The organism is Proluteimonas luteida (assembly GCF_021191695.1).
GTDB lineage: Bacteria > Pseudomonadota > Gammaproteobacteria > Xanthomonadales > Xanthomonadaceae > Luteimonas > Luteimonas luteida.
The window spans coordinates 420,427-446,322 of sequence record NZ_JAIWPT010000001.1; the positions used below are offsets into that span (position 1 = coordinate 420,427).

Annotated in this window: 15 protein-coding genes; 6 read left to right on the forward strand and 9 right to left on the reverse strand. The window is 71.4% G+C overall.

Annotated elements, in window-relative coordinates; all coding sequences use genetic code 11:
- Window positions 1-2: 2 nt before the first annotated feature.
- Window positions 3-1,418, forward strand: a complete 1,416-nt coding sequence (locus LDO26_RS01795; protein WP_232129348.1) for a Y-family DNA polymerase — start codon at window positions 3-5, stop codon at window positions 1,416-1,418.
- Complete coding sequence (locus tag LDO26_RS01800; protein ID WP_232129349.1) at window positions 1,415-4,570, forward strand: error-prone DNA polymerase; 3,156 nt, start codon at window positions 1,415-1,417, stop codon at window positions 4,568-4,570. Before LDO26_RS01795 ends, LDO26_RS01800 begins: the two co-directional genes overlap by 4 nt.
- A 41-nt stretch (window positions 4,571-4,611) precedes the next feature.
- Here the strand turns inward: LDO26_RS01800 and LDO26_RS01805 are convergent, their stop codons facing one another.
- The 3 genes from LDO26_RS01805 to LDO26_RS01815 all read right to left on the reverse strand — a co-directional run bounded on the left by LDO26_RS01805 (window position 4,612) and on the right by LDO26_RS01815 (window position 6,543).
- A complete protein-coding gene (locus LDO26_RS01805; RefSeq protein ID WP_232129350.1) occupies window positions 4,612-5,526 on the reverse strand; it encodes a universal stress protein in 915 nt (304 codons plus the stop codon).
- Window positions 5,527-5,722: 196 nt separating this feature from the next.
- The gene (locus LDO26_RS01810; protein ID WP_435594014.1) at window positions 5,723-6,172 is read right to left on the reverse strand and encodes a c-type cytochrome; all 450 of its coding nucleotides are present in this window, start codon (window positions 6,170-6,172) and stop codon (window positions 5,723-5,725) included.
- Window positions 6,173-6,180: 8 nt separating this feature from the next.
- Window positions 6,181-6,543 carry a c-type cytochrome gene (locus LDO26_RS01815; protein WP_232129351.1) on the reverse strand — a complete coding sequence of 121 codons (363 nt, stop codon included), beginning with the start codon at window positions 6,541-6,543 and terminating at the stop codon, window positions 6,181-6,183.
- 233 nt (window positions 6,544-6,776) lie between these two features.
- Between LDO26_RS01815 and LDO26_RS01820 the strand changes: the two genes are divergently transcribed.
- The 3 genes from LDO26_RS01820 to LDO26_RS01830 are packed head-to-tail and all read left to right on the forward strand — an operon-like array spanning window position 6,777 to window position 14,487.
- On the forward strand, window positions 6,777-7,901 hold the full coding sequence (locus tag LDO26_RS01820; protein WP_232129352.1) for an efflux RND transporter periplasmic adaptor subunit: 1,125 nt from the start codon (window positions 6,777-6,779) through the stop codon (window positions 7,899-7,901).
- Entirely contained in the window at window positions 7,901-11,392 is a 3,492-nt protein-coding gene (locus LDO26_RS01825) for an efflux RND transporter permease subunit (protein WP_232129353.1), read from the forward strand. Before LDO26_RS01820 ends, LDO26_RS01825 begins: the two co-directional genes overlap by 1 nt.
- Entirely contained in the window at window positions 11,389-14,487 is a 3,099-nt protein-coding gene (locus tag LDO26_RS01830) for an efflux RND transporter permease subunit (protein WP_232129354.1), read from the forward strand. The genes LDO26_RS01825 and LDO26_RS01830 overlap by 4 nt, the downstream gene beginning before the upstream one ends.
- Window positions 14,488-14,683: 196 nt before the next feature.
- Here LDO26_RS01830 and LDO26_RS01835 read toward each other — a convergent pair whose 3' ends face one another.
- Genes LDO26_RS01835 through LDO26_RS01860 form a run of 6 tightly spaced genes read right to left on the reverse strand, consistent with a single transcriptional unit; the run spans window position 14,684 to window position 23,360 of the window.
- Entirely contained in the window at window positions 14,684-15,382 is a 699-nt protein-coding gene (locus LDO26_RS01835) for a basic secretory protein-like protein (RefSeq protein ID WP_232129355.1), read from the reverse strand.
- Window positions 15,379-18,753 carry a GH92 family glycosyl hydrolase gene (locus LDO26_RS01840; RefSeq protein ID WP_232129356.1) on the reverse strand — a complete coding sequence of 1,125 codons (3,375 nt, stop codon included), beginning with the start codon at window positions 18,751-18,753 and terminating at the stop codon, window positions 15,379-15,381. The genes LDO26_RS01835 and LDO26_RS01840 overlap by 4 nt, the downstream gene beginning before the upstream one ends.
- A 47-nt stretch (window positions 18,754-18,800) precedes the next feature.
- Window positions 18,801-20,048 carry an AGE family epimerase/isomerase gene (locus LDO26_RS01845; protein ID WP_232129357.1) on the reverse strand — a complete coding sequence of 416 codons (1,248 nt, stop codon included), beginning with the start codon at window positions 20,046-20,048 and terminating at the stop codon, window positions 18,801-18,803.
- Window positions 20,045-21,025 carry a carbohydrate kinase family protein gene (locus LDO26_RS01850; RefSeq protein WP_232129358.1) on the reverse strand — a complete coding sequence of 327 codons (981 nt, stop codon included), beginning with the start codon at window positions 21,023-21,025 and terminating at the stop codon, window positions 20,045-20,047. The genes LDO26_RS01845 and LDO26_RS01850 overlap by 4 nt, the downstream gene beginning before the upstream one ends.
- The gene (locus tag LDO26_RS01855; protein WP_232129359.1) at window positions 21,022-22,293 is read right to left on the reverse strand and encodes a sugar MFS transporter; all 1,272 of its coding nucleotides are present in this window, start codon (window positions 22,291-22,293) and stop codon (window positions 21,022-21,024) included. Before LDO26_RS01855 ends, LDO26_RS01850 begins: the two co-directional genes overlap by 4 nt.
- Window positions 22,290-23,360 carry a LacI family DNA-binding transcriptional regulator gene (locus LDO26_RS01860; protein WP_232129360.1) on the reverse strand — a complete coding sequence of 357 codons (1,071 nt, stop codon included), beginning with the start codon at window positions 23,358-23,360 and terminating at the stop codon, window positions 22,290-22,292. The genes LDO26_RS01855 and LDO26_RS01860 overlap by 4 nt, the downstream gene beginning before the upstream one ends.
- 134 nt (window positions 23,361-23,494) lie before the next feature.
- Here LDO26_RS01860 and LDO26_RS01865 point away from each other — a divergent pair, with 134 nt between their 5' ends.
- Complete coding sequence (locus LDO26_RS01865; protein ID WP_232129361.1) at window positions 23,495-25,888, forward strand: GH92 family glycosyl hydrolase; 2,394 nt, start codon at window positions 23,495-23,497, stop codon at window positions 25,886-25,888.
- Window positions 25,889-25,896: the final 8 nt, after the last annotated feature.

Here is a 25,896-nt window from a genome sequence, read left to right on the forward strand (position 1 = left end):
GCATGCGCTGGGCCTGCATCCTGCTGCCGCAGCTGGCGCTCGACGCCGTGCTGCGCCGCCGCCGCGACGCCGCGGACACGCCGCTGGCGCTGGTCGCCGGGCCCGCGCAGCGGCGCGTGCTGCATGCGGTGAACCCGGCGGGCCGCGCGCGCGGCCTGCGTCCGGGGCTGACGCTGATGGCCGCGCGGGCACTGGCCGCCGACCTGGTCACGTTCGACCACGATCCCGACGCGCCGGCGCACTGGCAGCGGTTCCTCGCCGCCTGGGCCTACCGCTTCAGTTCCCAGGTCAGCCTGGCATTCCCGCATGCGCTGGTGCTGGAGGTCCAGGCCAGCCTCGGCCTGTTCGGTCCCTGGCCGCGGTTCGAGGCGCGGCTGCGCACGGAGCTGGACGCACTCGGCTTCCGCCACCGCATCGTCGCCGCGCCGCATCCGGCGGCGGCGCGGGCATTGGCCAATGTCCATGACGGCCTGGCGATCGCCGATGCCGGGGCGATGCGCGCGGCGGTCGCGGCATTGCCGCTGCGGCGCGCCGGCTTCGCGCCCGAGGTCGCCACCGCCCTGTCCCGGATGGGGCTGCGACGGGTGGCCGACGTGCTGGCCCTGCCGCGCGCCGGGCTGGGACGACGTTTTCCGGCCGACGTGCTGCGGCATCTGCAGCGGATCAGCGGCGAGGCGCCGCTGCCGCTGGCCTGGTACCGGCCGCCGGACCGTTTCGATGGCCGCGTCGAACTCGGCTTCGAGGTCGAGTCGCACCAGGCGCTGCTGTTCCCGCTGCGCCGGTTGACCGCGGACCTGGCCGCCTACCTCGCCGGCCGCGACGGTGGCGTGCAGCGTTTCGAACTGCGGCTGCAGCACGAGCACCATGCCGACACCGTGGTCGGCGTCGGCCTGCTGGGCACCGAGCGCGAGGCCGGCATGCTGCTGGAGGTCGCGCGCATGCGGCTGGAACGGGCCGAGGTGCCGGCCCCGGTCCGCGGCCTGCGATTGATCGCCCGCGAACTGCCCGCGTTCGCACCGGAACACCGGGAACTGTTCGATGCCCGCCCGCAGCAGTCGATGCCGTGGGAACAACTGCGCGAACGCCTGCGCGGGCGGCTCGGCGACGCGGCGGTGCAGGGGCTGCAGGTGCATGCCGACCATCGCCCGGAACATGCATCGCGGCCGGCGTCGTCGCAGGCACCGGCCGGGACGAGCGCGCAGCCGCCACGTCCGGGCTGGCTGTTGCCGCAGGCGGTCCCGTTGCGCGCCGCGCCGCTGCGGTTCCTGGCCGGCCCCGAACGCATCGAAAGCGGATGGTGGGACGGCGACGTGCGCCGCGACTACTACCGCGTCGAGACCCGCCAGGGGCAGCAGGCCTGGGTGCACGCGGCGCCCGGGGCGACGTCGGAGTTCATGCTGCACGGCCTGTTCGCATGAGCGCCGGCGATGCCGCGCCGGCCTATGCCGAACTGCACTGCCTGTCGGCCTTCAGCTTCCAGCGCGGCGCCTCGACCGCGGACGAACTGTTCGAGCGCGCCCATGCCCACGGCTACCGCGCGCTGGCGATCACCGACGAGTGCTCGCTGGCCGGCATCGTCCGCGCGTGGCAGGCCGCGCGCCGGGTCGGGCTGCCGCTGGTCGTCGGCAGCGAGCTGCGCCTTGCCGACGGCCCGGCCTGCGTGCTGCTGGTCGAATCGCTGGCCGGCTACCAGCGCCTGTGCGGGCTGATCACCCAGGCGCGGCGGCGCGCCGACAAGGGCGACTACCGGCTGCTGCGACGGGATTTCGCCGGCGGCACCGACGGGCTGCTGGCGCTGTGGCTGCCCGGGGCGGTGCCCGACATCGCCGACGGCGGCTGGCTGCAGGCGCTGTTCCCGCAGCGCGCCTGGCTGGCGGTCGGGCTGCACCTGGGCCCGGACGACGCCGCGCGGCTGGCGCAGCTGCAGGCGCTGGGCGCGCGGCTCGACATGCCGCTGGTCGCCGCCGGCGACGTGCACATGCATGCGCGCGGACGGCGTGCGCTGCAGGACACGCTGACCGCGATCCGGCACCACGTGCCGGTGGCGGAGGCGGGCACGCGCCTGTTCGCCAATGGCGAACGCCACCTGCGGCCGCGTGCCGTGCTCGGCGGGCTGTATCCGCGCGCGCTGCTCGACGAGAGCGTGCGCATCGCCGCGCGCTGCCGCTTCGACCTCGGTTCGCTGCGGCCGCTGTACCAGTACCCGCGCGAGCTGGTGCCGGCCGGGCACGATGCGGCCAGCTGGCTGCGCAGGCTGGCCGACGAGGGCCTGGACCGGCGCATCGCCAGCGGCGCGCTCGCCAAGCCCGGGGAGATCGACCGCGTCCGCACGCAGATCGACCACGAGCTCGCGCTGATCGCGCGCAAGGGCTACGAGAACTACTTCCTGACCGTGCACGACATCGTCGGCTTCGCCCGCGGCCGCGGCATCCTGTGCCAGGGTCGCGGCTCGGCGGCGAACTCGGTGGTCTGCTTCGCGCTGGGCATCACCGAGGTCGACCCGTCGCGTTCGCAGCTGCTGTTCGAGCGCTTCATCTCCGCCGACCGCGACGAGCCGCCGGACATCGACGTCGATTTCGAGCACGAGCGGCGCGAGGAGGTCATCCAGTACGTGTTCGGCCATTACGGCCGGCACCGCGCCGCGCTGGCGGCGGTGGCCATCACCTGGCGCGGCGCCGGCGCGGTGCGCGAGGTCGCCCGCGCGCTGGGCATGCCGCAGGACCGGATCGACACCCTGGCGCGCGCGGTCGGGCGCTGGAGCATGGCGATGCCGGACGACGCGCGGCTGCGCGAATACGGCTTCGACCCGGCCGATCCGCTGCTGCGGCGGGTGCTGGCGCTGACCGGGCAACTGGTCGGCCTGCCGCGGCACCTGTCGCAGCATCCCGGCGGCTTCGTGATCTCCGAGCATCCGCTCGACACCCTGGTGCCGGTCGAGAACGCGGCGATGCCCGAGCGCACCGTGATCCAGTGGGACAAGGACGATCTGGACGCGGTCGGCCTGCTGAAGGTGGACGTGCTGGCGCTGGGCATGCTGACCGCGCTGCGTCGCTGCTTCGACCTGCTGCGCCGGCATGACGGGCCGGACCTGGCGGTCGCGACGATCCCGCCCGAGGACGGCGATACCTACGACATGATCGGCCGCGCCGACACCATCGGCGTGTTCCAGATCGAATCGCGCGCGCAGATGGCGATGCTGCCGCGGCTGCGGCCGCGAAGGTTCTACGACCTGGTGATCCAGATCGCGATCGTGCGGCCCGGGCCGATCCAGGGCGACATGGTGCACCCCTACCTGCGCCGGCGCGGCGGCGAAGAGCCCGTCGACTATCCGTCGCCGGAACTGCAGGCGGTGCTGCGGCGCACGCTCGGCGTGCCGCTGTTCCAGGAGCAGGTGATGCAGATCGCGATGGTCGCGGCCGATTTCAGCGCCAGCGAGGCCGACGCGCTGCGCCGCTCGATGGCGGCATGGAAGCGTACCGGCGGGCTGGAGCCGCATCGCGACCGGCTGCTGGCCGGCATGCTGAGGAACGGCTATACGCTGGATTTCGCCGAACGCATCTTCGAGCAGATCAAGGGGTTCGGCAGCTACGGCTTTCCCGAGTCGCACGCGGCCAGCTTCGCGCTGCTGGCCTACGCCAGCTCGTGGCTCAAGTGCCACCATCCGGCCGCGTTCGCCTGCGCGATGATCAACAGCTGGCCGATGGGGTTCTACAGTCCCGACCAGCTGCTGCAGGATGCGCGGCGCCACGGCATCGCGGTGCGTCCGGTCGATGTGCGCTCAAGCGACTGGGACTGCACGCTCGAGCGCACCGAAGCCGGATCCGCGCTTCCATCCGGCGCGGCCGCGCCGGGTCCCGCCACGTTCGCGATCCGCATGGGCCTGCGCATGGTCCATGGCTTCCGCGAGGCGGACGCGCAGCGCATCGCCGCCGCGCGGGTGACGGCGCCGTTCGCCGATCTCGCCGACCTGTGCGGACGCACGGCGCTGGACGCGCGGGCGCGGGCGCTGCTGGCCGATGCCGGCGCACTGCGCGGCCTGGCGGGGCACCGGCACCGCGCACGCTGGGCGGTGTCGGGCGTGGAAGCGCAACTGCCGCTGTTCGAGCCACGGACCTCGGCCGTCGAGGCGCCGGTGGCATTGCCGCCACCCGATGCCGCCGCCGACATGCGCGCCGACTACGCCAGCACCGGCACCACGCTCGGCCCGCATCCGCTGCGCCTGCTGCGTGCCCGGCTGCGCGCGCGGCGGTGCCTGGAATCGCGCGAACTCGCCGGCCTTGCGCATGGCCGGCACGTGCGCGTGGCCGGCCTGGTGACATTGCGGCAGCGCCCGCAGACCGCCAGCGGCGTGACCTTCATGACCCTCGAGGACGAGCACGGCATGGTCAACGTGGTGGTCCGCCAGCGCATCGCCGAGGCGCAGCGCCGGCCGTATCTGGAAGCGCGGCTGCTGCAGGTCAGCGGCCGCCTGCAGGCGGTCGACGGCGTGCGCCACGTGGTCGCGCAGCGGCTGCTGGACCTGAGCGGGCTGCTCGGCGACATGGCGGTCGACAGCCGTGATTTCCATTGAGTCCCGCGGGCGCCCGGCATCGCTTCCGGCGCTGCGTCCGGTCATTGCCGGCTGGTCACCACCAGGACATCGCATGCGGCTTCCGCAAGCACCCGCCGCGCCACGCTGCCGAGCAGGGCCTGCGCCACGGCGCCGCGCCCGTGCGATCCCATCGCCAGCAGGTCGACGCGCGGGCCTTCCGAGAAACGCACCAGGGCGGGACCGGGATCGCCATCGAGAACGCGGACACGGGCCGTCTCCGCTCCCGGCATCTCGCGCTGGAAGGCGGACAGCTCCTCGCGTGCCTTGTCGACCAGTGCCGCGCGGTATCGGACCATATCGGCCCGCGACATCCCGGCGCGCAGCATCGCCTGCTGGAAGGGGAGCGGAACGTCGACGGCCTGGACCAGCTGCATGGCGGCATCGGGCGCCAGCCTGCGGGCCTCGATGGCCGCGTCGGCCGATTGCGGCGAGCCGTCGACGGCGACGGCCAGGTGCCGATAAGGCGATGCCGACGGTTTCCTGACCACCAGGACCGGTGCGGCCGACGTCCTGATCACCCTGTCCGCCGTCGAGCCCAGGAGCTTGTCCCTGAGCGTGCCGTTCTTGCCGGGTCCGATCACGACGACATCCGCGTGGCGTTCGCACGCCACCTGCGCGATGCAGGCGTGCGGCGATCCGAACGCGACCAGCACATCGGTCCGCTGCGGCCGGTCGCCGCCGGCCAGTCGCGTCTCGATGGCGGCAAGCGCCTGTCGTTCCAGCCTCGCCCGCAGTTCGCTCTCGGCGACATTCAGATGGGCGGCGGTCGACGGCACCGGATCCGCCTCGATGACGTGCAGCACGACCAGGCAGGCCGCATGCGCGCCTGCCAGCTGCACCGCCCGGGCCAGCACGGCATCGCTGCCGGCCTCGAGATCGAGCGCGGCAAGCACCGTCTCGATCGTTCCCCGCGTCACCGCATCTTGTTGCGTCATGGCTCGTCCGGGCCTGCACACTGGCGTCTGGCCATCATAGGCGAAGACGCCGGCAAGGCCGCCTCCAGGCCTGCGGCACGCGCGGCGGTGGCCACCGGAATCCGGTCTCCCAGCGCGCCGGCAGGTGCGATCCGGGCATGGGACGCAAGGCGGCGCCTTCGTCCGGTCGTGTTCTGCGACGCCCCCTTGCGGTCGGTCAGTGCACTCCGCGCAGGTCGCGCAGCTGGGTCGGCTGGGCGGCGAAGTACGCGGCCAGGTCGGCGATCTGCTGGTCGCTGAGCTCGGCCGCCTGCTGCGACATCAATGCGTGGTCGCGGGTGCCGTCGCGGTACTGCTGCAGCGCGTGGGCCAGGTAGTCGCGGAACTGGCCGCCGATCTTGGGGTAGGTCGGGTCCAGCGGTACGTTGCCGGCTTCGCCATGGCAGTCGATGCAGGTCTGGCCGGTCGCCGCGCTCTTGATCAGCGCCGCCTGGGCGCCGGCGTCGACCGTGCCCCTGGGCAGGCCTGCCGACGACGAGCCTTTGGTCGCCGCGTGCAGGGCCTGGGCCTCGGGGTCGGGCGTGCCGCCGCCGCAGGCGGCGAGCAGCGCGGTTGCCAGCAGGACGGCACAGGCGTGGACGCCGCGACGGGCGATGGCGCGGGGCAGGGGGCGGCTCATGGGGTCAGCTCCGACAGGAAGGCGGCGATGTCGGCGATGTCCTGGTCGGAGAAGCTCTGCGCCTGCGCCTCCATCGTCGGATGCCGGCGGGTGCCGCGGCGGTATTCGTGCAGCGCGTTGACCAGGTACTCGGTCGACTGGCCGCCGATCTTCGGCACGTGGTAGTGCGGATAGACGTTGCGGTAGCCCTCCACGCCATGACAGCCCTGGCAGGTGTAGGTCAGCAGCTTGCCGGATTCGGCATTGCCGACCGGTGCCGCTGCGGTCGGGGCGGCGGCGGGGGGCGTGTCCTGGGCCGCGGCCGGCAGCGACAAGGCGGCAAGAGCGAAACAGGCGGCGATCGTCAGCGGTCGCGTCATGATGGGTATCCGCAATCCTGAATGGCTGGAGCGTGGCTGTTCTGGGTGTGCGTGTTGCCGTGTCGCCTTGCCCCGTGGGATGGCGTGCGACGGCCGGAGTATAGCCTGCGGTTCCCGGCGCAACCCAACCCCGGCGAGTCCGGAAATCCGGCGGCACCATGACCAATGGGGCATGAGTCCGATTGCTTTGGTGATGTACCTTGCTACAACACCGCAGGGGTTCACTCATCAACATGTCGACACAGCGTTCTTCCGCGTCCATCGGACGCCTCGTTGCCGGTACCGCATTGCTGGCGATCGTCCTCGGCATGGCCGCCTGCGGCGGCGACAGGGCCCAGGCCAAGCCCGGCGACGATGCGCCGGCCGCGATCCCGGTCGAAACCGAAGCCGTGACCCGTCGCAGCGTGGCGGCCAGCTACGCCGGCAGCGCGTCGCTGGAGGTGCCGCGCGGCGCCGACGTGATCGCCAAGACCTCGGGCATCGCGCTCGAGGTGCTGGTCGAGGAGGGCGACGCGGTACGCGCCGGCCAGCCGCTGCTGCGCCTGGACCCGGACCGCCCGCGGCTGGCGGTGCAGCAGTCGCGCGCGACGATGGGCAAGCTGGAGAACAGCTACCGCCGCGCGCAGCAGCTGGTCGGCCAGCAGATGATCAGCGCAAACGACCTGGACCAGATCAAGTTCGACCTCGACAACGCCCGCGCGCAGTACGAGATGGCGCAGCTGGAACTGTCGTACACCACGGTGACCGCGCCGATCTCCGGCGTGATCTCGCAGCGCATGATCCGTACCGGCAACTTCGTGCAGATCAACACACCGATCTTCAGCATCGTCGACAATTCGCGCATCGAGGCCACGCTCAACGTGCCCGAGCGCGAGCTGCGGGTGCTCAAGCGCGGCCAGCCGGTGCGGCTGCAGGTCGATGCGCTGCCGGGCGAGACCTTCGATGGCGTGGTCGAGCGCGTGTCGCCGGTGGTCGACTCGGGCAGCGGCACGTTCCGCGTGGTCTGCGCCTTCGAGGGCAGCGACATGCTGCGCGCCGGCATGTTCGGCCGCATCCGCATCGACTACGACCAGCGCGCCGCCGCGCTGGTGATCCCGCGCAGCGCGCTGCTCGAGGACGACGACACGGCCGCGGTCTACACCGTGCGCGATGGCAAGGCGGTGCGCGTGCCGGTGACCCTGGGCTACATCGACGGCAACCTGATCGAGGTCCGCGACGGCCTGTCCGAGGGCGAGCCGGTGGTGACCGCGGGCAAGGTCGCACTGCGCGAAGGCAGCCCGGTGCAGGTCATCGGCGAGGCGCCCGAACCTGCGCCTGACGCCGACGCGGCCGACGCCAGCAGCGACGGCGCGCAGTAATGGCCGGCGCCCCGCACGACGGTGCCGGCGTGGATCCGCACGCGGCCCCGGCAGGTCGTTTCGACCTGGTCGAGTTCTCCACCCGCCGGCGGGTGACCGTGGCGATGGTCGCGATCAGCCTGATGCTGTTCGGCCTGATCGCGCTGGGCAACCTCAAGGTCAACCTGCTGCCGGACCTCAGCTATCCGACGCTGACGGTGCGCACCGAATACACCGGCGCGGCGCCGTCGGAGATCGAGACCCTGGTCAGCGAGCCGGTCGAGGAGGCCGTCGGCGTGGTCAAGGGCGTGCGCAAGCTGCGCTCGATCTCGCGCACCGGGCAGAGCGACGTGGTGCTGGAGTTCGCCTGGGGCACCGACATGGACAAGGCCAGCCTCGAGGTCCGCGACAAGCTGGAGACGCTGACGCTGCCGCTGGAGGTCACGCCGCCGGTGCTGCTGCGCTTCAACCCCTCGACCGAGCCGATCCTGCGCCTGGCGCTGACCGGCAGCGGCGAGCGCGACGCGGTGACCGAGCTCACCCGCCTGCGCCGCTATGCCGACGACGACCTGAAGAAGAAGCTCGAACCGGTGGTCGGCGTGGCCGCGGTCAAGGTCGGCGGCGGCTTCGAGGACGAGGTGCAGGTCGAACTGGACCTCGAGCAGCTGGCGCGCATCGGCCTGCCGGTCGAGAACGTGATCCAGCGCCTGCAGCAGGAGAACATCAACCTGTCCGGCGGCCGCCTCGACCAGGGCACGCAGCGCTACCTGGTGCGCACGGTCAACCAGTTCGCCAGCATCGAGCAGATCGGCGAGATGCTGGTGTCCACCCAGGCCGGTGGCGACAACGCGGCTGCCAGTGCGGCGCAGCAGATGGCGGCGATCGCCGCGGCCAGCGGCTCGCAGGCGGTGCTGGCGGCGGCGGCCTCGGTGCAGAGCGCATCGTCGGGTGGTGGCGACAGCGTGGCCGGCGGCCGCGCGATCCGCCTGCGCGACATCGCCACCGTGCGCCAGGGCTTCAAGGAGCGCGAGAGCATCATCCGCCTCGGCGGCAAGGAGGCGGTGGAGCTGGCGATCTACAAGGAGGGCGACGCCAACACCGTGTCGACCGCCGACGCCGTGCAGGCGCGGCTGCAGGCGATCCGCGGGGAACTGCCGGGCGACATGACCCTGACCGTCGTCGACGACCAGTCGAAGTTCATCCGCGCGGCGATCGCCGACGTCAAGCTCGACGCGGTGATCGGCGGCTCGCTGGCGATCCTGATCATCTTCCTGTTCCTGCGCAGCGGCTGGAGCACGCTGGTCGTCGGCCTGTCGCTGCCGATCTCGATCGTCACCACGTTCTTCTTCATGGACCGCCTGGGCCTGAGCCTGAACGTGATGTCGCTCAGCGGCCTGGCGCTGGCCACCGGCCTGGTGGTCGACGATTCGATCGTGGTGCTGGAGAGCATCGCCAAGGCGCGCGAGCGGGGCCTGGGCATTCTCGAGGCGGCGATCAGCGGCACCCGCGAGGTCGGCATGGCGGTGTTCGCATCGACGCTGACCATCATCGCGGTGTTCCTGCCGCTGGTGTTCGTCGAGGGCATCGCCGGGCAGCTGTTCCGCGACCAGGCGCTGACGGTGGCGATCGCGGTCGCGGTGTCGCTGGTGGTCGCGGTGACCCTGATCCCGATGCTGTCCGCGCTCAAGGGCCGGCCGCCGATGTCGTTCCCGGAAGAGGCGCCGCACCCGCAATGGCGTCCGCAAAGCCGCTGGCAGAAGCCGTTCGCGGCGACCGGCCGCGGCATCGGCGCCGCGCTGCGCGGCGTGCTGCTGGGCATCGCCTGGGCGTTCGTGCGGATCTGGCGCGTGCTCTCGCGCGGCACCGGTGCGGTCATGGGCCGGGCCAGCGATGCCGCGATGGCGCCTTACGACCGCGCCGAGCGCGGCTACCTGCGGCTGTTGCCGGCCGCGCTGGCGCGGCCATGGCTGGTGCTGGGCACGGCCACGGCGATCTTCGTCGCCAGCCTGTTCCTGGTGCCGCTGCTGGGCACCGACCTGATCCCGCAGCTGGCCCAGGACCGCTTCGAGATGACCGCCCGGCTGCCGCCCGGCACGCCGCTGCGCGAGACCGACCGCATCATCCGTGAAGTGCAGCTGGCGCACGACGACGACGACGGCGTCGAACTGCTGTTCGGCGTCAGCGGCAGCGGCACCCGGCTCGACGCCAACCCGACCGAGAGCGGCGAGAACATCGGCAAGCTCAGCATCGTCATGAGCGGCGGCGGCAGCCGCCAGTTCGAGGCCGAGCAGACCGAGCGGCTGCGCGCGACGATGCGCAAATACCCGGGCGTTTCGGTCGATTTCAGCCGCCCGGCGCTGTTCAGCTTCTCCTCGCCGCTGGAGATCGAACTGCGCGGCCAGGACCTCGACAGCCTGGCCCGCGCCGGCCAGCGCATGGCCGAGCTGCTGCGCGCCAACCCCAACTACGCGGACGTCAAGAGCACGGTGGAGCAGGGCTTTCCCGAGATCCAGATCGTGTTCGACCAGGAACGCGCCGGCGCGCTGGGCCTGACCACCCGCCAGATCGCCGACGCGGTGGTGCGCGCGGTGCGCGGCGAGGTCGCCACCCGCTACAACTTCCGCGACCGCAAGATCGACGTGCTGGTGCGCGCGCAGGAGAGCGAGCGCGACTCGGTCGACCGCATCCGCAACCTCATCGTCAATCCGGGTAGCGGCAGCGCGGTGCGGCTCGACTCGGTGGCCGACGTCGTCGCCACCACCGGCCCCAGCGAGATCCACCGTGCCGACCAGGTGCGCGTGGCGGTGGTCTCGGCCAACCTGCGCGGCATCGACCTGGGCACCGCGGTCGACGAGGTGCAGCGGATGGTCGCGGCCAACCCGCTCGGCGCCGACGTCGGCCTGCACATCGGCGGCCAGGGCGAGGAGCTGGGCGAGTCGATGCGCTCGCTGCTGCTGGCGTTCGCGCTGGCGATCTTCCTCGTCTACCTGGTGATGGCCTCGCAGTTCGAGTCGCTGCTGCATCCGTTCGTGATCCTGTTCACGGTGCCGCTGGCGATGGTCGGCGCGATCCTCGGCCTGTTCATCACCGGCAACACGATCTCGGTGGTCGCCTTCATCGGCCTGATCCTGATGGTCGGGCTGGTGGTCAAGAACGCGATCATCCTCATCGACAAGGTCAACCAGCTGCGCGAGGCCGGCATGGCCAAGCGCGAGGCGCTGGTCGAGGGCGCACGCACGCGCCTGCGGCCGATCGTCATGACCACGCTGTCGACGCTGTTCGGCTTCCTGCCGCTGGCGCTGGCCTTCGGCGAGGGCGCCGAGGTGCGCTCGCCGATGGCGATCACGGTCATGGGCGGATTGGCGGTGTCGACGCTGCTGACGCTGCTGGTGATCCCGGTGGTCTACGACCTGCTGGACCGCAAGTCCGACGCCTGGTACGCCGAGCGCGGCCGCCGTGCGCGCGGCATCGTCGAAGGCGACGCCGCCACCGCAGAGGCCGCGGCGCGATGAGCATCGCCGAACTCAGCCTGCGGCGCCCGGTCACGACCATCATGTGCTTCGTGTCGATGGTGGTCATCGGCCTGATCGCCGCGGTGCGCCTGCCGCTGGAGGCGCTGCCCGACATCTCCGCGCCGTTCCTGTTCGTGCAGCTGCCCTACGCCGGCTCGACGCCGGCCGAGGCCGAGCAGAACCTGCTGCGCCCGGCCGAGGAGGCGCTGGCGACGATGACCGGCATCAAGCGCATGCGCGGCCAGGCGAATGCCGACGGCGCCGGCGTGTTCCTCGAGTTCAGCGACTGGGACCGGGACATCTCGATCGCGGCCTCGGAGGCGCGCGAGCGCATCGACGCGATCCGCGGCGACCTGCCCGACGACTTCCGCCGCTACTTCGTGTTCAAGTGGTCGAGCAGCGACGAGCCGGTGCTGCGGCTGCGGCTGGCCGGCAACATCGACCTGACCGGCAGTTACGAGCTGATCGACCGTCAGCTCAAGCGCCGGCTCGAGCGCGTGCCCGGCGTGGCCCGGGTGGAGATCAGCGGCGCGCCGCCCAACGAGGTCGAGATTGCGGTCGATCCGGACCGCCTGACCGCGCACGGCGTCGAGCTCAACGAACTGGCGACGCGGCTGCGCGCGGTGAACTTCTCGGTCTCGGCCGGGCAGATCCTCGACGGCGGCCAGCGCCTGCGGGTGCAGCCGATCGGCGAGATCACCGACCTGCACGAGCTGCGCGAACTGGTGCTCAACCGCCAGGGCCTGCGCCTGGGCGACCTGGCCGAGGTGCGCTTCAAGCCGCAGCGCATGGACTACGGCCGCCGGCTCGACGGCCGCGCGGCGGTCGGGCTGGAGATCTACAAGGAGCGCGACGCCAACCTGGTCGACGTCTCGCGCACCGTGCTGGCCGAGGTCGAGGCCGCGCGCAGCGAGCCGGGGCTGGAGGACATCGACGTCAAGATCACCCAGAACATGGGCGAGGAGGTGACCTCGTCGTTGCTGGAGCTGGTCGAGGCCGGCGCGATCGGCCTGGTGCTGTCGATCATCGTGCTGTACTTCTTCCTGCGCCACTGGCCGTCGACGCTGATGGTGACGCTGGCGATCCCGATCTGCTTCATCATCACCCTCGGGTTCATGCATTTCTTCGGCGTCACCCTCAACGTGCTGTCGCTGATGGGGCTGCTGCTGGCGGTCGGCATGCTGGTCGACAACGCGGTGGTGGTGGTGGAGAGCATCTACCAGGAACGCGAGCGCATGCCCGACCAGCCGTGGCTGGCGTCGGTGGTGGGCACGCGCAACGTGGCGATCGCGCTGTCGGCGGGCACGCTGTGCCACTGCATCGTGTTCGTGCCCAACCTGCTGGGCGAGACCAACCAGATCAGCATCTTCATGTCGCAGCTGGCGATCACCATCTCGGTGTCGCTGCTGGCCTCGTGGCTGGTCGCGGTGAGCCTGATCCCGATGATGTCGGCGCGGATGAAGACGCCGCCGGCGGTGGTCCGCCCCAACGGCCTGATCCCGCGCATGCAGCGCCGCTACGCGCGGCTGCTGCGCTGGACGCTGCAGCACCGCGGCTGGAGCGTGCTCGGCATCGTGCTGATCGTCGCGGTGAGCTTCGTGCCGATGACGGGCACCAAGTTCGACATGTTCGGCGACGGTGGCGGCGGCAAGGAGATCACCGTCTACTACCAGTGGAAGGGCAGCTACAACCTGCAGCAGCGCTCCGACGAGGTGCGCCGGGTCGAGGCATTCCTCGACGCCAACCGCGAGCGCTTCCGCATCCGCCAGCTGTATTCGTGGTTCGGCGAGGGCAACGACTCGGGCACGATCGTGACCTTCGACGACGCGGTCGGCGACACCAAGCCGTTGAGCGAGGCGATCAGCGCGGAACTGCCGAAATCGGCGCGCGCCGACATCGGCATCGGCGGTGGCGGCAACCAGGGCGGCGGGCAGAGCGGTGGACAGGGCGTGCAGGTGCGGCTGGTCGGCGATTCGACCCAGGTGCTGCGCGAGCTGGCCGACGGCGTGCTGCCGGTGCTGGCAGCCAACCCCGCGCTGCGCGACGTGCGGGTGGAGGCCGGCGACCTCAACCAGGAGCTGACCATCAGCGTGGACCGCGAGCGCGCGGCCGCGTTCGGCTTCAGCGCCGAGCAGGTATCGAGCTTCCTCGGCCTGGCGCTGCGCGGCAGCCAGCTGCGCGAGTTCCGCCGCGGCGACGACGAGGTGCCGGTGTGGGTGCGCTTCGCCGGGGCCGAGCAGTTCAGCGAGGCCGACATCGCCGGGTTCATGGTGCGCACGCCCGACGGCCGCAGCGTGCCGCTGATGAGCCTGGTCAACATGGAGGTGGTGCCGGCCGCGACCCGGATCACCCGCTTCGACCGCCAGACCTCGGTGACCCTGCAGGCCAACCTGGCCGGCGAGACGACGATGCCGCAGGCGCGCAAGGCGATCGAGGACACGCTCGAGGCCGTGAGCTTTCCGCCCGGCTACGGCTACAGCTTCAGCGGCAGCGGCTTCGAGGACGACGCCGAGGCGGTGCGGCAGATGATGTTCAACCTGCTGATCGCGGTGATCATGATCTACGTGGTGATGGCCGCGGTGTTCGAATCGCTGCTGTTCCCGGCGGCGATCATGAGCTGCGTGGTGTTCTCGATCTTCGGCGTGTTCTGGCTGTTCTGGATCACCGGCACCGCGTTCACGGTGATGGCCTTCATCGGCATCCTGGTGCTGATGGGCGTGGTGGTGAACAACGGCATCATCATGGTCGAGCACATCAACAACCTGCGCCGGCGCGGCATGCCGCGGCTCGAGGCGCTGGTCGAGGGCAGCCGCGAACGCCTGCGTCCGATCCTGATGACCATGGGCACCGCGATCCTGGCGATGATCCCGATCTCGCTCAGCGACACCGTGGTGCTCGGCGGCCTGGCCTACTCGCCGATGGCGCGCGCGGTCGCCGGCGGCCTGGCGTTCTCGACCGTGGTCAGCCTGCTGTTCCTGCCGACGATCTACGCGATCCTCGACGACCTGCGCCACGGCACCGTGCGCATGATCCGGCGGGCAAGGGGATTGCCGTCGGCACCGGCGACCGCGGAGGCCGGCACGGCAGATGCCTGAAGCGACGCAGGCCCCGGTCTCCGATGGAGAAGCCCGGGGCCGGTCTCGACCGGCTTTTGTGGCTCTTTTCCCAACCGGGGGAACGACCTCTGCAGCTGACAGGATGCCTGGACAGGACCGGTCCTGACCCGCCATGCCGGTCGACACGATGGCGGGTCAAGCCCCGTCCTTCGTGTGGAGCCGCTCGTAGTGGCAGCTATTCCGCCGCGCGCGCCGCGACGTACTGCGCCCACAGCGCGTCGACATCGCGCCCGGTCAGCGCGGTCCACGTCGCCGGGGTGTAGCGCTGCGCTCGCAGCGATGCATCCAGCCCGCGGACCAGGCCCGGGTGCCGGCCCTCGGCCCATTTCAGGAACGCGCCGGTGACGCGGTAGCCGCTGTCGTAGCGGTGGTCGGGCGCGATGCCGGTCGGCAATGCCCAGCCGCCGGCGGCGTTGTCCAGACCATAGGCGTCGCGCGCCCAGTCGGCGATGCCCTCGACCAGCCAGCCCGGCGTCTCGCCGCGGCCGTAGGCCTGCACGATATGCATGGCTTCGTGGGTGACCAGGTCGATGTCGCGCGGGTGTTCCGCGAGCCAGCCGGGATTGATCGTCATCGCGGCGTCGTCGACGAAGGCGACGCCGTCGTAGCCCGGGTCGATGGTGATGCGGACCGTGTCCGGGGCACCGGCATTGAAGTCGGCCGCCTGGCGTGGATAGGTGGCGAAGAAGGTCTCGATGATCGCGTCCTGGGTGGCCGCGTCGAGTGCGTCGCCGGCATCGACGAAGTGCAGGGTGACGCCGTCGCGGACCACGGTGCTGTCGCGCGCCGCGGCAGGGAGCATTGCGGTGGCAGACAGGGCGGCGGTGGCGGCGAGCAGGGCGGCCAGCAGCGGGGCGCGGCGGACGAGGGTCATTGCGGGGATCTCCGTGGAGACAGGGAAACGGGGGCGGTCTCGGGCGCGCCCAGCAGTTCGATCTCGGCGAGCTGCAGGCGGCCGTTGCCGTCGAAGCGGATGCGGAAACGGTCGTGGCCCGACGGCGCGTCGATGCGGAACGGCCGGGTCTGCCGCGGCCAGCGGAATGCCTCGTCGCTGCGCCGGTCGAGTTCGATCCATGCACCGGACCCGTCCATCGCCTCCAGCACCCAGCCGGTCGCGGCAATCGGTGCGGCGCCCGAGGTCAGGGTGTAGGCCAGCGGCGTGATGCGGCGCCCGGCGTCGAGCGTGAGCGCGCGGGCCTCTCCGACCAGTTGCAGCGTGGTGGTGGCGTCGTCGTCGAGCAGGGCATTCGCCGCGCTGCCGTCGTGCGTGCCTGCACGGGCACGCGGTGGCGCAAGCAGGTCGACCCACGGCCGTGGTGCCGTGTCGCCTCCGGTCAGCGACGGCGGCAGCGCATCGGCGTCACTGCCCCAGTCCGACGGCGTATCGCCGAGCCGGAAGTCGAGCACGGCGCCGCCGGCGATGTCGGCATGCCGGATCCACGGACGGTCCCAGTCGCGTCCGTCGACCTGCAGCGACTGCACGTAGACGTTTTCGGGCGTATTGCCCGGCGCGTTGACCACCAGCGTCCTGCCGCCGCCCAGGTGCACGGTGGCGCGCTCGAACAACGGCGCGCCGATCACGTACTCGGGCGCGCCCATGCGCAGCGGGTACAGTCCCAGCGCGGCGAACAGGTACCAGGCCGACATCTCGCCGTTGTCCTCGTCGCCGGGATAGCCCTGGCCGATCTCGCTGCCCAGGTACAGGCGCTGCAGTACCTCACGGGTGATGCGCTGGGTCTTCCACGGCTGGCCGGCGTGCAGGTACAGCCACGGAATGTGGTGCGCGGGCTGGTTGCTGTGTGCGTACATGCCCATGCGCACGTCGCGCGCCTCGGTCATCTCGTGGATGACGCCGCCGTAGGAGCCCGCGAACGCCGGGTCGGCGGTTTCCGGAGTGGCGAAGAAGGCATCGAGTTTCGCCGCCAGCGCGTCGCGTCCGCCGTAGAGGTTGGCGAGCCCCTGGCCATCGTGCGCGGCGGTGAAGGCGAAGGTCCAGGCATTGGCCTCGGTGTAGTCGTGGCCCCAGACGCGCGGATCGAATCCGGCGGCGTCCAGCCGCCATCCGCCGTCGGAGTCGCGGCCCTGGAAGAACCCAACCGCCGGATCGAACAGGTGCACGTAGCCGGCGGCGCGCTGGCGGAAGTACGCCGCCTCGTCCGCATAGCGGCGCCGCGCGGCGGGCGAATCCGCCTGCGTCGCCAGCCGCTGGGCCATGTTGGCGATGCCGAAATCGTTGAGCGCGCCTTCCAGCGTCCACGACATGCCTTCGTGCACGCTGGTGTCGGCATAGCCGCGGAAACTGGAGCGGGCCAGGCCCTTGCGCCCGACGTTGTCGCTGGGCGGCACCACGGTGGCGTTCTTCAGCGCAGCGGCATAGGCCTCTTCGGGATCGAAGCCGTCGACGCCCTTGAGCCAGGCATCGGCGAAGGCGACATCGGAGCTGGTGCCGACCATCAGGTTGGCGTAGCCGGGCGAGGACCAGCGCGCCACCCAGCCGCCGGCGCGGTACTGCTCGAGGAAACCCTGGACGAGTTCGCCGGCGGTATCCGGCGTCAGCAGCGCATAGGCCGGCCAGGTGGTGCGGAAGGTGTCCCAGAAGCCGTTGTTGACGTAGACGCGGCCGTCGCGGACCGGCGCGAAGCTGCGCAGCGGGTTGCCTTCGGCGTTGTCGTTGGACCAGGAATTCTGGCTGGCATAGCGCCAGTCCGGTGCCTCGGCGGTGCCGGCATTCTCGTGGCCGGAGTTCGGATACAGGAACAGGCGGTAGAGGTTGGAATACAGCGTGGTGCGCTGGTCGTCGCTGGCGCCCTCGACCTCGACGATGCCGAGCTTCCCGTCCCAGGCCGCCTGCGCGCGTTCGCGCACCGCGTCGAAGTCCGGCGCCGCCGCGTCCGGGCCCTCGCCCAGCTCCAGCGCGAGGTTGTGCCAGGCCTGCTCGACCGAGATCAGCGAGGTCGCGATGCGCATCTGCACGATGCCCGCGTCGCCGGCGTCGAACTTGACGTAACCGGTGGGGCGGCCCGTTTCCAGCGTGCCGCTGGCCCGCCACGGGCGGTCGAAGCGCGCGACCACGAACATCCGCGTCGCGCCGGTCGACAGCCCGCTGCGCACGTCGGTGAAACCGCTGAGGGTCTGCGCCTGCGCGTCCAGCACCAGGCCACCGCGCGCGTCGACGTTGTCGAACAGCAGGTTGGCGTCGCCCCCGGCGGGAAACGCAAACCGGAAGAGCGCGGCATGGTCGGTCGGCGCGACCTCGGCGACGATGCCGTTGTCGAACGCCACCCGGTAGTGGTGGGGACGGGCCAGTTCGTTGTCGCGCGAGAACGCGAGGGCGCGGGCGGTCCGGTCGCTTTCCGGCACCCCGCGCGTGTCCGACGGCATCACCTGGAAGGTCTGGCGGTCGCCCATCCACGGGCTGGTCTGGTGGCTCAGCGCCAGTGCCTGTAGTTGCGGGCGGTTGCCGGCGTCGTTGTGCTCGCTCCAGCGGTACAGCCAGTTCAGCGCGCCGGCGTCGGTCACCGGCGTCCAGAAGTTGAAGCCGTGCGGCAGCGCGGTCGCGGGAAAGTTGTTGCCGCGCGAGAAACGGCCGTTGGACTGGGTACCGCGGGTGGTCAGCACCCAGTCCGAGGGACGGCGATGGCCGGCACGCGGCACGCTGGCGATCGCGATGTCGTCGAGCCAGCCACGCGCGGGCACGGCGCCGGGCGGCGCGGCCTCCAGTTCGATGGCGACGATGCGGCGGCCGCGCAGCCCGTCGACGTCGCCGACACGCACCGCCTTGCGTGCCCACTGCTGCGGGTACAGCGTGTTCGACCCGCCCTGCGCGGCGGCGCCGAGGCGGGCGCCGTGCTGGTCGCGCGCCGCCAGCGCCGACAGCCGGCTGCCGTCGTCCAGCAGCAGGTCCAGCGAGACATGGGTGGAGGCGGTGGTGTCGCCGTCGACGATCTCCGGCAATACCAGCCACGACAGCGTGGTGTCGGCCTCGACCGGGATGTCCACGTCGAACAGCCGCGTGCGCGCGGCGGCGCCGGCCTCGAAGCGCAGCGCGTGCAGGCCGCTGTAGCCGACGCCGGCCCTGGCCGCGTAGGGTGCGTCCGGTCCGTTTCCGACCGTCAGACGCAGCGACTGCGCCGGCGCGGCGGGCGCGGCCTCGCCGGGTTCGAACGAGGTGCGGAAGTCCTGCGCATGGACGTGGCCGGCGCCGGCGACTCCGGCAAGCGCCAGCGTGGCCGCGAGCAGCGGCATCGACCGCGTCCGCCCCCGCGGCTCATGCATGCACAGCCGCCCGCGCCTCACGAGCGCGCCCCGTGCGCGGTGTCCACGCGCATGCCGTCGTCGCCGCGCAGCACGTTGAGGACCTCGTGGCAGGCGCCCATGGTGTGGTAGTCGGTCTTGCCGGCCGGGCTCTTCTCGTCGCTGTAACGCTGGTTGCGGCGGTCGAGGATGCGGTACCAGGCGCCGTGTTCGTGGTCGACGAAATGGGTCCAGGCGTAGGCCCAGATGCGGTCGTACCAGTCGGCGTAGGCCGACACGCCGGTGCGCGCGTGGAGCAGCGCGGCCGCGGCCAGGCTCTCGGCCTGCACCCAGAAATACTTGTCGTCGTCGCAGACCACGCCATCGGGGTCGAAGCCGTAGACGATGCCGCCATGCACCTCGTCCCAGGCGCGGGCGAGGGCGGTGTCGAACAGGTGGCGCGCGGTCGGCACCAGCCAGTCGGCGTCGACATGGCGGTCGAGCAACAGCAGCAGCTTGGCCCATTCGGTCTGGTGCCCGGGCTGGAAGCCCCAGGGCCGGAACAGGTGCCTGGGATCGTCGCGGTGGTAGTCCCAGTCGACGTTCCAGTCGCGGTCGTAGTGCTCCCAGACCAGCCCGCCGGCCTTGGCCGCCTGGCGCCGGGTCATGTGGTCGGCCAGCAGCAGGGCGCGGTCGAGGTAGCGGCGCTCGCCGGTGGCCTCCCAAGTCGCGATCAGCGCCTCGCACAGGTGCATGTTGGCGTTCTGGCCGCGGTAGTCGGAGAACACCCAGTCGGCGCCGGCCTCGTCGCGGTAGAGGCCGGCGGCGGCGTCCCAGAAGCGCGATTCGAGCAGCGCCCAGGTTTCATCGAGGTACGGGCGTGCCTCGTCGATGCCGGCCTTCAGCGCGCTGGCGCAGGCCAGCAGCACGAAGCCGACGCCGTAGGCATGGTTGCTGCGGTCCTCCGGCACCTGCGCGCGCAGGGTCCACGCGTAGCCGCCGGTGGCCGGGTCGCGATGGTGGCTGCGCAAATAGCGCAGCGCATGGCGGGCGAGGTCGCGGTAGGCATCCGAGTCGAACTCGCGCGCGGCCAGCGCGAAGTTGAAGACGAAGCGCGTGCTGCTGACCAGGTGCCGGTGCTCGCGGTCGTAAACGCTGCCGTCGTCGCGGAAGTAATGGAAGCAGCCGCCCTCGGGGTCGATCGCGTTGGGCAGGTAGAAGGCCAGCGTGTCGGCGATGTGCTGGCGCAGGACGCCGGCATCGCGGAAATCGGGCAGCGGCCGGGCGGGAAGGAGGGGATGGCTCATGCGCGGCACTCCAGGTGGGCGTCGATGTCGGCGCGCGTGGGCATTGCCGCGAATGCGCCGTGGCGCTGGGTGGCGAGCGCGCCGCAGCCGGCGGCGAACGACAGCGTTGCGGCGAGCGTGTCGGGGTCGTGGACCAGCGCGTCCAGCGCGGCGGCGCCGATGCCGCGTTCGACCAGGCCATGCAGCAGGCCGGCGACGAAGGCATCGCCGGCGCCTGTGGTGTCGCGCGCGGTGACCGCGTGCACCGGGTGCTCGCCGTGCATGCCGGGCGCGTGCCAGTGCAGCGGCGCGGGCCCGTCGGTGACCACGACCAGGCGCGCGTGCGCGGCGAACAGGCGCGCGAGCACGGCGGCCTCGCCGCCGCTGCCCGCCGCCAGCCAGTCCAGTTCCGGGCGGCTGAGCTTGACCAGGTCGGCCTCGCACAGGGCCGGCCATACGCGCGCGGCGATGTCCGCGCCGGCATCCCACAGCGCGGGGCGCAGGTTCAGGTCCATGCTGACCAGCGCCCCGTGCGTGCGCGCCAGGCGCATGCCGGCCAGCGTCGCGCTGGCGGATGGTTCGCCGGTCAAGCTGTTCGAGCACACGTGGAACGCCGCGCAGCCGGTGAAATCCGCCTCGCTGAAGTGCGCCGGGGTGAACAGCAGGTCGGCGGACGGCGAGCGGTAGAAGCTGAAGCTGCGCTCGCCGCCGGGGTCGAGCTTGACGAAGGCCAGCGCGGTATTGGCCGCACCGGTGCGGTGCACGCCGGCGGTATCGACGCCGGCGGCGCGCAGTTCGTCGTGGAGGAAATCGCCGAACAGGTCCTGGCCGAGCATGCCGACGAACCGCGCCGTGCCGCCCAGGCGCGCGGTGGCGACGGCGACGTTGGCCGGCGCGCCGCCGGCGTTGCGCAGGAACGCATGCGGCGCGCCGGGCAGCTCGGGTGCGGCCAGGAAGTCGATCAGCGCCTCGCCGAAACACACCACCGCAGCGCTCATCGCGCCACCTCCAGCGCCGCGCCGCGGCGGCTGCCGACGAAGCCGAAGAACAGGATGTACAGATAGCCCGCCGCCGGCAGCAGGAATGACCAGCGCAGCCCGAAGATGTCCGCCAGCGCGCCCTGCGCCAACGGGATCAGCGCACCGCCGACGATCGCCATCACCAGCAGGCTCGACGCGGTGCTGGTGGCGCTGCCCATGCCGCGGATGCCGAGCGAGAAGATGGTCGGGAACATCACCGAGTTGAACAGGCCCACCGCGACCATGCTCCACAGCGCGACCTGGCCGCCGGACGCCACCGACACCAGCACCAGCGCCATCGCCGCGACCGCGAACGTGCCCAGCAGCCGTTCCGGCGCGATCACCCGCAGCAGCGCGAAGCCGATGAAGCGGCCGACCATCGCGCCGCCCCAGTAGTAGGTCACGTAGGTCGCGGCCGCGTCGTGGCCGAGCCCTGCGACATGCGGCAGGCCGAGGTAGTTGATCAGCAGGCTGCCGATCGCGACCTCGACGCCGACGTAGACGAAGATCGCCAGCACCGCGTAGCGCAGGCCCGGATGCGCGGCCAGTTCGGCCAGGCGCGGGCGCGCGGCCACCGCTTCCGGGCTGCGGTCCATCAGTCCGGGCAGGCGCAGGCGGAACATGATCGCGCCGAGCGCGAACAGCACCACGGCCAGCCCGAGGTAGGGCAGCTGCAGCGCGCGCGCCTGCGCATGCTGGTAGTCCAGCGCCTCGGCCGGCGGCAACTGCGCCAGCTCCGCCGCGCCCAGCGCGACGCCGCCGAAGATCAGCATCGCGCCCAGCTTCGGGCCGATGGTGTGGCCCAGCGAGTTCATCGCCTGCGCCAGGTTCAGCCGGCTCGATGCCAGCCGCACCGGCCCGAGCAGGCCGACATAGGGATTGGCCGCGACCTGCAGCGTGGTGATGCCCGAGGCCAGCACGAACAGGGCGGCGAGGAACAGCGGGTACGACGGCAGCGCGGCGGCGGGCCAGAACATCAGCGCGCCGATGCCGGCCACCACCAGGCCGGCCGCCATGCCGCGCTGGTAGCCCACGCGCCCGATCAGCCAGCCGGCCGGTACCGACATCACGAAGTACGCGCCGAAGAACGCCGACTGCACCAGCAGCGAGATCGTGTAGTTCAACGCGAACACGGTCTGGAAATGCGGGATCAGGATGTCGTTGAGGCTGGTCAGCAGGCCCCACATGAAGAACACGGTGGTGGCGATCGCCAGCGCGCGGCCGTGGGTGGTGTCGGATCGGGTCATGGCGTCGGCGGGCTCGTCGGCGGGGCGCTGGGAGGCGGTGGCGGGGATGCGCTGCTGGCGCGGACCGCCAGTTGCACGGGGTGGACGACGCGCGCCGGCGGCGCATCGGGAACGCGCGCGCGCGCCAGCACCATCGTCGCGGCCTGGCGGCCACGGGCGCGCGGGTCGGTGGCGACGGTGGTCAGCGGCGGCACGCTGACGGCAGCTTCGGGAATGTCGTCGAAACCGGTGACCGCGAAATCATCGCCGGCGCGCAGGCCACGGGCCGCCAGGCCGAGCATCAGGCCGAGCGCGACCGCGTCGTTGTAGCAGACCGCCGCGGTCGGCGCCGGATCGCGCGCGAACAGCGCACCGGCCTGGGCTGCGGCCTGCAGCCGGGTCGGCGCGCATTCGATCCGCCAGCGCGGTTCGGCCGCAAGCCCCGCATCGGCCAGCGCCCGGGCATAGCCTTCCCGGCGCTGCCGGCACGAACTCGAGCCCGCATGCCCACCGTAGAAGGCGATGCGGGTATGCCCGCGCGCGATCAGCTGCGCGGTGGCCAGCCGCGCGCCCTCGACGTTGTCGGTGCCGAGGAAGTCGCAGTCGGCGCCGTCGACGTCGCGGTTGAACAGCAGCAGTGGCGTGTGCAGGCCGACCGCCTGGCGCAGGTCGTCCAGCGATGTGCCTTCGGCCGGCGACAGGATCAGCCCGGCCGGACCGTGCTCGACCAGCGAGGCCAGCACGGCGCGCTGGCGCTCGACCGACTCGCCGGTGCTGCCCAGCAGCATCACGCAGCCGGCATCGGCAAGCGCCTCGTCGACGCCGGCCGCGAACTCGGCGAAGAACGGATTCGACAGGTCGTTGACCACCAGCGCCACGCTGCTGGAGGTGTTGCGCCGCAGGTTGGCCGCGCCGCGGTTGTAGACGTAGCCCTGGCGACGGATTTCCGCCTCGACCCGGGTCCGCGTGGCCGCACCGACCATGGGACTGCCGCTGAGCACCAGCGACACGGTCGCGCGCGACACGCCGCAGGCCTGGGCGATGTCGGCAAGGGTGATGCGGCGCCGGCTGGGGCTGCGCTGGGGCATTGATTTGAATCGATTCAAACGAGCGCGAATCGTGCCTGCTGCACCGGATTCCAGCAATCGTGCAGCGCAGCATGCGCGCTGGTCGCAGTGTGCTAGCGTTCCGATTTGAATCGATTCAAACCGGGAGTCGCCACATGTCCGTTCCGTCCACGTCGCCGCGCAGCACGGCGTCCCTGGCGCTGTGCGCACTCGCGCTCGCCGCCGCGCTGCCGCTCGTCGCCCATGCGCGTTCCGGGGAAGCGGCCTATGCCGCCGCCGACCCGATGGTCGGCACCGGCGGGGAAGGCCATACCTTCCCGGGGGCGACGGTGCCGTTCGGCATGATCCAGCTGAGCCCGGACACGCGCACCGCGCATTTCCGCAAGAGCTACGACTGGGCCGCGGGCTACCGCCATGGCGACCGCAGCATCGTCGGTTTCTCGCACACGCATTTCTCGGGCAGCGGCCACTCCGATCTCGGCGACGTGCTGTTGATGCCGATCGCCGGCGACGTCGAACTGCGCCCCGGCGACATCGACGAGGCCGGCAACAAGACCGGCCCCGGCTACCGCTCCGCCTTCAGCCACGACCGCGAACAGGCGCGTCCCGGCTATTACGCGGTGACGCTGGACGACTACGACATCCGCGCCGAGCTCACGGTCAACCCGCGGGTCGGCCTGCACCGCTACACGTTCCCGAAAGACAGGCCGGCGCACGTGTTGCTGGACCTGCGCCACAGCATCTACGACTACGACGGCAAGGTGCTGTGGTCGCGCATCCGTGTGCGCCCGGACGGCACCGTGACCGGTTTCCGCGAGACCCGCGGCTGGGCACCGGGCCGGCAGCTGTACTTCGCGATGCGCTTCTCCGAGGCGCCGGCCGCGCACGCACTGCACAACCGCGAGGACCCGCCCAGCGAGTACAAGGGCTTCGCCACCCCGGCCAGCGGCGACCCGGGTGCCCGCGCGCAGATCGAGGGCCGCGACCTGGCCGCGGTGTTCGATTTCGGCGACCTGCAGGACCGGCCCCTGCTGGTGAAAGTGGCCATCTCCACCGTCAGCGAGGACGGCGCGGTCGGCAACCTCGATGCCGACATGCCGGGCTGGGATTTCGACGCGACCCGTGCACAGGCACAGACCACCTGGACCGAGGCGCTGGGAATGCTGCAGATCGAGGCTTCGGAGGACATGCGCCGCAACCTCTACACCGCGCTCTACCACGCCTTGCAGGCGCCGAGCCTGGCGATGGACGCCGACGGCCGCTACCGCGGATCCGACAACGCGGTGCACCAGGCCGACGGCTTCACCTTTCACTCGACGTTCTCGCTGTGGGACACGTTCCGCGCCCTGCACCCGCTGCTGACCATCGTCCAGCCCGAGCAGCGCAATGCCGATTTCGTCAACTCGCTGATCGCCGCGCGCGAGCACAGCCCCTACGGCATCCTGCCGGTGTGGTCGTTCCACGGCCTAGAGACGTGGTGCATGATCGGCTACCACGCGGTGCCGGTGATCTCCGACGCCATCGTCAAGGGCATCGGTGGCTTTTCCACCGAGCGGGCCATGGCGGCGATGACCGCCAGCGCCGAGTACGCGCCCTACGGAGGGCTGGGTGACTACATGCGGCTCGGCTACGTGCCGATCGACCGAGAGGGCGAGGGCGCGTCGAAGACCCTCGAGTACGCCTACGACGACTGGGCGCTGAGCCGCGCCGCGCGCGTGCTCGGCGAGGACGCGATCGCCGAGCGCTACGAGGCGCGCGCGCAGAACTACCGCAACATCTTCGATCCCGTGACCGGTTTCTCGCGCGCGAAGAACGCCGATGGCAGCTTCCGCGAGCCCTTCGATCCCAACGCCTCGGGCTACGGCACCGACTACACCGAAGGCAATGCCTGGCAGTCGTCGTGGTTCGTACCGCAGGACGTCGCCGGGCTGATCGGGCTGATGGGCGGCGACCAGGCGATGGTCGACCGCCTCGACGAGATCTTCGAGGCCGATGTCGATCCGGCGATCTTCGACCACATGGAGGACATCTCCGGCCTGATCGGCCAGTACGCGCACGGCAACGAGCCCAGCCACCACGTGGCCTATCTCTATTCCTATGCCGGCCAGCCCTGGCGCACCCAGGAGCGCCTGAAGCAGATCGTCGACACGCAATACGCGCCGACGCCCGACGGCCTGGTCGGCAACGACGATCTCGGCCAGATGTCGGCCTGGCTGCTGTTCACCGCGCTGGGCTTCTACCCGGTGGCGCCGGGCAGCAACGAGTACGTCATCGGCCGCCCGTTCGTGGAATCGGCGACGCTCGATCTGCCCAACGGCAACCGTTTCTCGATCACGGTAGAGGGGTTGGACGACGCCCATCCCTACATCGGCGAGGTCACCCTCGACGGTGCGCCGCTGGAGCGCGGCGTGCTGCGCCACGAGGCGCTGATGGCCGGTGGCGAACTGCGCTTCCGCATGCAGGCCGAACCCAACCGCGACTGGGCCACCGCTCCGGCCGCGCGCCCGTTCTCGATGAGCACGGAAACGGGCACGCAGCCCGCGCAGTAGCCCGGATT